Origin of the sequence: Mesorhizobium sp. M1E.F.Ca.ET.041.01.1.1, from assembly GCF_003997355.1 — a bacterium.
Classification (GTDB): domain Bacteria; phylum Pseudomonadota; class Alphaproteobacteria; order Rhizobiales; family Rhizobiaceae; genus Mesorhizobium.
On the sequence record NZ_RZSL01000298.1, the window covers coordinates 1 to 7,592 of the forward strand.

The 7,592-nt window shown below is 61.6% G+C and carries 8 protein-coding genes and 1 tRNA gene; 4 read left to right on the forward strand and 5 right to left on the reverse strand.

Features of this window, described 5'->3' with window-relative positions; genetic code table 11:
• Positions 1 to 205 precede the first annotated feature (205 nt).
• The 3 genes from EOA38_RS39265 to EOA38_RS22015 all read left to right on the forward strand — a co-directional run bounded on the left by EOA38_RS39265 (position 206) and on the right by EOA38_RS22015 (position 1,577).
• Positions 206 to 367, forward strand: a complete 162-nt coding sequence (locus EOA38_RS39265; protein WP_189434795.1) for a hypothetical protein — start codon at positions 206 to 208, stop codon at positions 365 to 367.
• Between the two features lie 210 nt (positions 368 to 577).
• Positions 578 to 781 carry a hypothetical protein gene (locus EOA38_RS22010; protein ID WP_126093382.1) on the forward strand — a complete coding sequence of 68 codons (204 nt, stop codon included), beginning with the start codon at positions 578 to 580 and terminating at the stop codon, positions 779 to 781.
• Between the two features lie 541 nt (positions 782 to 1,322).
• The gene (locus EOA38_RS22015) at positions 1,323 to 1,577 is read left to right on the forward strand and encodes a hypothetical protein (RefSeq protein WP_127300248.1); all 255 of its coding nucleotides are present in this window, start codon (positions 1,323 to 1,325) and stop codon (positions 1,575 to 1,577) included.
• Positions 1,578 to 2,017: 440 nt separating this feature from the next.
• Here the strand turns inward: EOA38_RS22015 and EOA38_RS22020 are convergent.
• A tRNA-Lys gene (locus EOA38_RS22020) sits at positions 2,018 to 2,093 on the reverse strand.
• 345 nt (positions 2,094 to 2,438) lie between these two features.
• On the opposite strand from EOA38_RS22020, the gene EOA38_RS22025 reads away from it, so the two are divergent.
• Complete coding sequence (locus EOA38_RS22025; protein WP_189434797.1) at positions 2,439 to 2,888, forward strand: BA14K family protein; 450 nt, start codon at positions 2,439 to 2,441, stop codon at positions 2,886 to 2,888.
• A 72-nt stretch (positions 2,889 to 2,960) separates the two neighbouring features.
• Here the strand turns inward: EOA38_RS22025 and glpK are convergent, their stop codons facing one another.
• The 4 genes from glpK to EOA38_RS22045 all read right to left on the reverse strand — a co-directional run bounded on the left by glpK (position 2,961) and on the right by EOA38_RS22045 (position 7,565).
• Positions 2,961 to 4,454, reverse strand: coding sequence for a glycerol kinase GlpK (gene glpK / locus EOA38_RS22030; RefSeq protein WP_126093842.1), 1,494 nt, complete (start codon positions 4,452 to 4,454; stop codon positions 2,961 to 2,963).
• A 92-nt stretch (positions 4,455 to 4,546) separates the two neighbouring features.
• Positions 4,547 to 6,274 carry an ABC transporter substrate-binding protein gene (locus EOA38_RS22035; protein ID WP_126093841.1) on the reverse strand — a complete coding sequence of 576 codons (1,728 nt, stop codon included), beginning with the start codon at positions 6,272 to 6,274 and terminating at the stop codon, positions 4,547 to 4,549.
• Between the two features lie 77 nt (positions 6,275 to 6,351).
• Complete coding sequence (locus tag EOA38_RS22040) at positions 6,352 to 6,639, reverse strand: DUF2160 domain-containing protein (protein WP_126093840.1); 288 nt, start codon at positions 6,637 to 6,639, stop codon at positions 6,352 to 6,354.
• Between the two features lie 68 nt (positions 6,640 to 6,707).
• On the reverse strand, positions 6,708 to 7,565 hold the full coding sequence (locus EOA38_RS22045) for a carbohydrate ABC transporter permease (protein WP_127300250.1): 858 nt from the start codon (positions 7,563 to 7,565) through the stop codon (positions 6,708 to 6,710).
• Between the last annotated feature and the right edge of the window lie 27 nt (positions 7,566 to 7,592).

The window sequence follows — 7,592 nt, forward strand, 5'->3', positions numbered from 1 at the left end:
GGCTGAGGTCCATCCTTCCAACGGCATTGGTCCGAATAAATGAAAGATATAGCCCCGTATTCCGTTGGGGCAGCGACCCACCTCCCCGGGGGGAAGGCAAAAAGGTGGCGGTTAAGAGTCGAGTGCCTCGGCGTTAGACACCAGCGAAGCAGACTACAGCGACGGCGAGGACGACGGCGCAGCCGAACACTCGCTTGGCTGGACGATGAACGGCTCGAAGTCGGGCAACTTGGGCTGCTACGGCAACCAAGGAGATCTAGAGCCAGAGTTAGGTTTCGTCGGTATCGGCACAGGCTGGCGCCAGGGCGAGGACGCTTTGGACCGGGGCGAGCATGACGACGAGCCGGAGCAGTCCGACCACGTCTGACATTTTGTTTCGGCTGTTTAGGCTTCTGTGCGGGAGGCACAGACAAGGCCCGGTGGCTTCGGTTTCCGGGCCTTTTTGTTCGCGTGCCTCAATGGTTATGCGACTGCCTCGTCATTCCAATCGATGATGAAGCCATCAATGCCCGATGCTACTTAAGGGGTGGCAACCCGGTTTTGCGGCCCAAGAGCCAGTTGGCTTCAGCGGTTAGATATGAGCAAGACCACTCTCATTACTATCGCGATCCTCGCGATCAGCGTCGGCTATGCCGAAGCCGGGGGCCGCAAGATTCCACCGGTTTGCACGGCGTCAAGTCCGCTCTTCGAGGTCCTGGATGGCAAGTGTTTTCTCGTCAAAGGTTCGATGATCTATGGCGACATCGCCGATCTTTCCCAGATAATCCACTTGGGGTGGTAGGACGTGGCACCATCCCTGCCTAGACGCTAGTCACATAAGCCGGCTAACAAGTGACAGTTGGCTCGGCTGCTTGGGCGATCAGTGACGGATGGCGTTCCAGACTCCTGTCTGGTCGCGTCCTCGGATGGGCATAGGAGAGCATTCCTATTTTGTAGAGCGACTGGCAGTTGCCACCGCTGTTTAAGGTCGCAGAAAAAATGTCGACATTCGATTATACTTGATGACGTCGAACTTCCCGGTGGCGGCCTCGTCATGGCAAATCAAAGCCCGTCACCAGCGTCCTCCCGGTGGCGGGCTTTGAATTAGCTGAGCCTAAAATTATTAATGCCGGGCGCTCAAAGCTAGCGCATAATGCGGGTCTGCCCCGCCCACACCGGGGTAAGGGGCCCGGCCTGTACGCCCCAGTCACCCCGACTCCCCCGACAGGCCGGGTACCGGTAGACCCAGACCTTAGGCGCGAGCCTCAAAGCACTTGTCATCTGGCGAGCGATCAGGAATATAATCCTCACCGGTGCGGCGACCCCATCAACGAGGATCGCCAATGACCTTCACTGAAGACACGCTCGGCAAGAAGCTCGAAGCCGGCACGGGTCTGTCGGTCGACTGTCTGACCTGCAAGCGAAAGGCGACGCTCGACGTTGCCGAACTGGTGAAGCGGCTCGGGCCAGACCATGGCGCGATGCTCTGGAGCCTGATCAAGGTCCTCTTTTGCCATGAGTGTCGGGACGCTGGCCGCGACGACCGAAACCTGCAGTTCACCAACCATGCGATGACGCCGGACAAGCGCAAAGGCTGAAAGCCTGTGCTTGAGCCGGGCGGCCCGGCAGGCTGACGGGGTAGGCCAGCGAACGCCGGGCCTGACCGGTGGGGGCTCGGGGGCGAGACCTGGCACCGGCTGAATGCATTTTACCAGCGTTCGCGACCGGCACCGCCATGCGAACGAAGGACGCTCAGCGCAGCGGCACGCAAGCGCAGAGAGCAGCCATCCCGGCGCGCTGCGCCACCATCAGTTCGCCGACGCCCTCCTTTACTAGCAGGGGCTTTTGGTCGGCCGTCTAGCTCGATAAGCGAGGCCCTGCTTTCGGAGCAGCGATGCTGCGCGGGACGATCAAGGGAGGCGTTTTGGCCTTCAATATCGCGTCGCCGTCGCATTCACGGACATTCTGCGGACAGAGCTTTAAAGAAACAGCAGAAGGGTCCCCAACCTGCCGTATGTAGCTGATTTAGCGATGTTCTTGGTGAGCGCGATGGGATTCGAACCCATGACCTACTGATTAAAAGTCAGTTGCTCTACCGGCTGAGCTACGCGCTCCCGTGGGCTGGAAACGCCGCCCTCGAAATTGCGCGGAACATAGGGAGAGTACATCGGCCGGTCAACCGGAAAAAGATCACCCGCAAGTCTTGTTTCTCGCGGCGTCAAGATCCTCCCGAACCCTGCCCCAGGCAAGGCCGGAAGGTCGACCCATCGGGTCGTGCGCGTCGTATTGAACGGAATCGCGAGGCGTGCTTAAATCATTGTTTTCATGCATGTCTTGCTCCCAAGCCGACTGCGCGCATCGGGCGTGCTCGTCGAATGCGACCTGGCGTTTGGCGGAACTATCGCACCGCGCGACCGTTGCCCCCGCAAGGGACGACAACCACCCTCGAGGAGAAGACCATGAACAAGATTTCATCGGGTCTGCTGGCAACCGCGCTATCGGTTTCGTTCGCTGCGGCGGAGATCGTGCCGGTCAGTGCTCAGCCGAACTATGTGCCGCAAGGCCAGGACCTCTCGAATGTCCAGACAGTACAATACCAGGACTGGAGAAAGCGCCGTAGTTTCAATCGCTCCCAAAGCGGCATGTATGAGCGCAATGGTGCCGTGTACTGGAACGGCCATCGCGGCTACCGCGAATATCATCGCGGCTATCGCCGTCACGGCGATTTCTGGTTCCCGCTTGCGGCATTCGCTACCGGCGCGCTGATCACCGGCGCGATCGTTAACAGCCAGAACCGCTATGCGGATGCGCATGTACAGTGGTGCTACGACCACTACAGAAGCTATCGCGCCTCGGACAATACATACTTGTCCAGATACGGCAGACGCGAGTGCCGCTCGCCCTACTGACGGGCCCCAGTCGGTACCGCAGAGTCGTTGACCGAGCCCGCATCGAAAGGCGCGGGCTCTCTTTGATGGGTCTCAGTTCGTGCTCAGCGTCCTGCGCACGGCATCGCGCCAACCCGCGAGCTTTGCCGAGCGCGTGCCGGCATCCATGTCCGGCTTGAAGCGGCGGTCGAGCGCCCAGGTCTTGGCGAATTCCTTCGCCTTCGGCCACACACCGGCTTTCGATCCGGCGAGCCAGGCGGCGCCCAGCGCAGTCGTCTCCAGGATGGTCGGGCGGTCAACCGGCGCGTCGAGAATGTCGGCCAGCCGTTGCATGGTCCAGTCCGACGCCACCATGCCGCCATCGACCCGAAGCACGGTTCTGGCCGAGGCGCCTTTCCAGTCCTTGCGCATCGCGTCGAGCAGGTCACGGGTCTGGTAGGCGACAGATTCGAGAGCCGCGCGCGCGAACTCCGCCGGACCAGAATTGCGGGTCAGGCCAAAGATGGAACCGCGCGCATCGGCGTCCCAATGCGGCGCGCCGAGCCCGACGAAGGCCGGCACCAGATAGACAGCCTGCGCCGGATCGGCGGCCGCGGCGAGCGCACCGCTCTGCTCGGCCTTGCCGATCACCTTGATGCCGTCGCGCAGCCATTGCACGGCGGCGCCCGCAATGAAGATCGAGCCTTCCAGCGCATAGGTGGTCCTGCCGTTCAGCCGATAGGCGATGGTGGTGAGCAGCCGGTTCTTCGAGCGCACCAGGTCGGCGCCGGTGTTGAGCAGCGCGAAGCAGCCGGTGCCGTAAGTGGATTTCATCATGCCGGGCTCGAAACAGGCCTGGCCGATGGTCGCCGCATGCTGGTCGCCGGCGACCCCGAAGATCCTCATCTCGGCGCCGAAAAGGCTCTTCTCGGCGACGCCGAAATCATCGGCGCAATCCTTCACCTGCGGCAGGATCGCGGCCGGTATGTTCAGGATCGACAGCAGCTCGTCGTCCCAGGCGTTCTTCTCGATGTTGTAGATCAGTGTGCGCGAGGCGTTGGTGGCGTCGGTGGCGTGCACCTTGCCGCCGGTCAGCCGCCAGATCAGGAAACTGTCGATCGTGCCGGCGAGCAGTTCGCCCTTCTCGGCGCGCTTCCTCGCGCCCTTCACCTTGTCCAGCATCCAGGCGATCTTGGTGCCGGAGAAATAGGGGTCGAGCAGCAGCCCGGTCTTGCGGGTGAATTTCTTCTCCAGCCCCTGCTTCCGGAGCTTCTGGCAAAGCGGCGCGGTGCGCCGGTCCTGCCAGACGATGGCGTTGTGGATCGGCTTGCCGGTCGCCTTGTCCCAGATGACGACCGTCTCGCGCTGGTTGGTGATGCCGATCGCCGCCACGTCGAATGCTGCGCGGCCGGCCGCTTTCAGCGCCGCTTTGACCGTCGCGACCACGCTTGACCAGATGTCTTCCGGGTCATGCTCGACCCAGCCGGAGGCCGGATAATGCTGCGGAAATTCCTGCTGGCCGATGCCTGCTACCTTCATCTCGTCGTCGAACAGGATCGCCCGGGTCGATGTCGTTCCCTGGTCGATGGCCAGCACAAAACCGCTCATTCCGTTCCCTCCACTTCTCATAGAACAGGGGAGACGGCAAAGCCGCCTCCCCTGCATTTCCTAACATGGGCGAGCACGCCCATGTCATGCCGTTACTTCTGCCAGCTCTTCACCAGTTCGTCGTAGTTGATGGTGATCGGCTTTTCCTTCTCGTTCTCGATCTTGAGCTGGGGCGCGAGATTGCCCTTCTTGACCGCGTCGGCGTTCCAGTAGGCAAGGTCGTGCTCTTCGGCCATCTTCGGGCCGATATCGCCCTGGACGCCCGACTTCTCGATGCGGCTCATGACCTTTTCCTGCTCGGCGCAGAGCGAGTCCATCGCTTCCTGCGCGGTCTTGGCGCCCGATGAGGCATCGCCGATCGCCTGCCACCAGAGCTGGGCCAGCTTCGGGTAGTCAGGCACGTTGGTGCCGGTCGGCGACCACTGGACACGGGCCGGCGAGCGATAGAACTCAATCAGGCCGCCGAGCTTCGGAGCACGCTCGGTGAAGCTCTTGTCGTGGATCGTGCTCTCGCGGATGAAGGTCAGGCCGACATGGCTCTTCTTCACGTCGACGGTCTTCGAGGTGACGAACTGCGCGTAGAGCCAGGCGGCCTTGGCGCGGTCGGTCGGCGTCGACTTCATCAGCGTCCAGGAACCCACGTCCTGGTAGCCAAGCTTCATGCCGTCCTTCCAGTAGACGCCGTGCGGCGACGGCGCCATGCGCCATTTCGGCGTGCCATCGTCGTTCAGCACCGCCTTGGCGCCGGCGTCGACCATCGAGGCGGTGAAGGCGGTGTACCAGAACATCTGCTGGGCAACCGCACCCTGCGCCGGAACCGGGCCGGCTTCAGAGAAGGTCATGCCTTGGGCTTCCGCCGGAGCGTAGGCCTTCAGCCAGTCGAGATACTTCTGGATCGAGTAGACAGCAGCCGGACCATTGGTGTCGCCGCCACGTGCGGTGCAGGAGCCGACGGGGCGCGAATTCTCGTCGACCTTGATGCCCCACTCGTCGACCGGCAGGCCGTTCGGAATGCCTTTGTCGCCATTGCCGGCCATGGACAGCCAGGCGTCGGTGAACCGCCAGCCGAGCGACGGGTCCTTCTTGCCGTAGTCCATGTGACCGTAGACCTTCTTGCCATCGATCTCGCGGCCGGTGAAGAATTCGGCGATGTCCTCATAGGCTGACCAGTTGACCGGCACGCCAAGGTCGTAGCCGTACTTGGCCTTGAAGTCGGCCTTGTTCTTTTCGTCGTTGAACCAGTCGTAACGGAACCAGTACAGGTTCGCGAACTGCTGGTCGGGAAGCTGGTAAAGCTTCTTGTCCGGAGCGGTGGTGAAGGAGGTGCCTATGAAGTCCTTCAGGTCGAGGTTCGGATTGGTGACGTCCTTGCCGTCGCCTTCCATCCAGTCGGAGAGATTGCGCACCTGCTGGTAGCGCCAGTGCGTGCCGATCAGGTCGGAATCGTTGACCCAGCCGTCATAGAGGTTCTGGCCGGTCTGCATCTGGGTCTGGATCTTCTCGACGACATCGCCTTCCTGGATCGTGTCGTGCGTGACCTTGATGCCGGTGATGGCGGAGAAAGCAGGCGCCAACACCTGCGACTCATAGGAATGGGTCGCGATGGTTTCCGACACGACCTTGATGTCCATGCCGGCAAACGGCTTGGCAGCGTCGATAAACCACTGCATTTCCTTTTCCTGATCGGCGCGCGAGAGCGTCGAGAGCGGACCGATCTCCTTGTCCAAGAAAGCCTTGGCCTCGTCCATACCGGCATAGGCGTTGCCAGCCCCGAGCAACAGGGCAATGGCGGTCGTTGATGTTAAAATTTGCCGTCGCATGTGTTTCCTCCGTTTTAGGTTTCAAGTGCGATCTGGAGCGGTCGCCCAGCACGCGACCGCTCCGACAGTTTCCCCCTCTATACGTAGCGGAACACGCCGATGGCGTAGACTACGGAGAGAGCGAGAGCCCACCACAGGTTGGGTCCGACAAAACCCAGCCAAGCGAGATGGATAAAGGCGCTGCCGAGCAGCGACAGGAAGAGACGGTCGCCGCGCGTCGTCTCGAAGCGCAGCACGCCGACGCGCGGATTGCCGCCCGGCGAGACATATTCCCAGACGCCCATGCCGCAGAGCATCAGCACGATGACGATGAAGAAGGCGGCCGTCGGCAAGGTCCACGCCATCCACGAGAAGTCGAGGTTCATGGCTTAGACCCTCCCCAGGGCAAAGCCCTTGGCGATGGTGGTGAGGATGAACTTATGTGTTCGTTTCATCACACCCTCCCCAGGGCGAAGCCCTTCGCGATGTAGTTGCGGACGAACCAGATGACGACCGCGCCAGGGATCAGCGTCAGCACGCCGGCGGCTGCGAGCAACCCCCAGTCCATGCCGGCGGCCGAGACGGTGCGCGTCATGGTGGCTGCGATCGGCTTGGCATCGGTGGTGGTCAGCGTGCGCGCGATCAAGAGTTCCACCCATGAGAACATGAAGCAGAAGAAGCAGGCGACACCGATGCCGCTGGCGATCAGCGGCATGAAGATCTTGATGAAGAAGCGCGGGAAGGAATAGCCGTCGATATAGGCGGTCTCGTCTATCTCCTTCGGCACGCCTGACATGAACCCTTCCAGGATCCACACTGCCAGCGGCACGTTGAACAGGCAGTGCGCCAGGGCCACGGCGATATGCGTGTCGATCAGACCGAAGGCCGAATAGAGCTGGAAGAACGGCAGCGCGAACACCGCCGGCGGGGCCATGCGGTTGGTCAGCAGCCAGAAGAACAGGTGCTTGTCGCCGAGGAAACGGTAGCGCGAAAAGGCGTAGGCCGCCGGCAGCGCCACGGTGACCGAGATCACCATGTTGATCACCACATAGGTGATGGAGTTGATGTAGCCCGAATACCAGGACGCATCGGTGAAGATGGTGCGGTAATTAGCGAGTGTCGGATTGTGCGGGAACAGCGTCAGCGACGACACGATCTCCGCATTGGTCTTGAAGCTCATGTTGATGAGCCAGTAGATCGGCAGCAGCAGCGCGACGATGTAGAGCGTTGGCACGATCCACCACCAGCGCGATTCCTCGCCGCGTCGACGCATCAGCCTTGCGACCTCGTCCTGCGACAGCGTGCTGCCCACGCCTTCCGAAACGGTTGTCTCGCTCAC

Coding starts and splice junctions, on each gene's coding strand:
- EOA38_RS39265 (WP_189434795.1), top strand. CDS start 206: ATGAACGGCTCGAAGTCGGGCAACTTGGGCTGCTACGGCAACCAAGGA.
- EOA38_RS22010 (WP_126093382.1), top strand. CDS start 578: ATGAGCAAGACCACTCTCATTACTATCGCGATCCTCGCGATCAGCGTC.
- EOA38_RS22015 (WP_127300248.1), top strand. CDS start 1,323: ATGACCTTCACTGAAGACACGCTCGGCAAGAAGCTCGAAGCCGGCACG.
- EOA38_RS22025 (WP_189434797.1), top strand. CDS start 2,439: ATGAACAAGATTTCATCGGGTCTGCTGGCAACCGCGCTATCGGTTTCG.
- glpK (WP_126093842.1), bottom strand. CDS start 4,454: ATGAGCGGTTTTGTGCTGGCCATCGACCAGGGAACGACATCGACCCGG.
- EOA38_RS22035 (WP_126093841.1), bottom strand. CDS start 6,274: ATGCGACGGCAAATTTTAACATCAACGACCGCCATTGCCCTGTTGCTC.
- EOA38_RS22040 (WP_126093840.1), bottom strand. CDS start 6,639: ATGAACCTCGACTTCTCGTGGATGGCGTGGACCTTGCCGACGGCCGCC.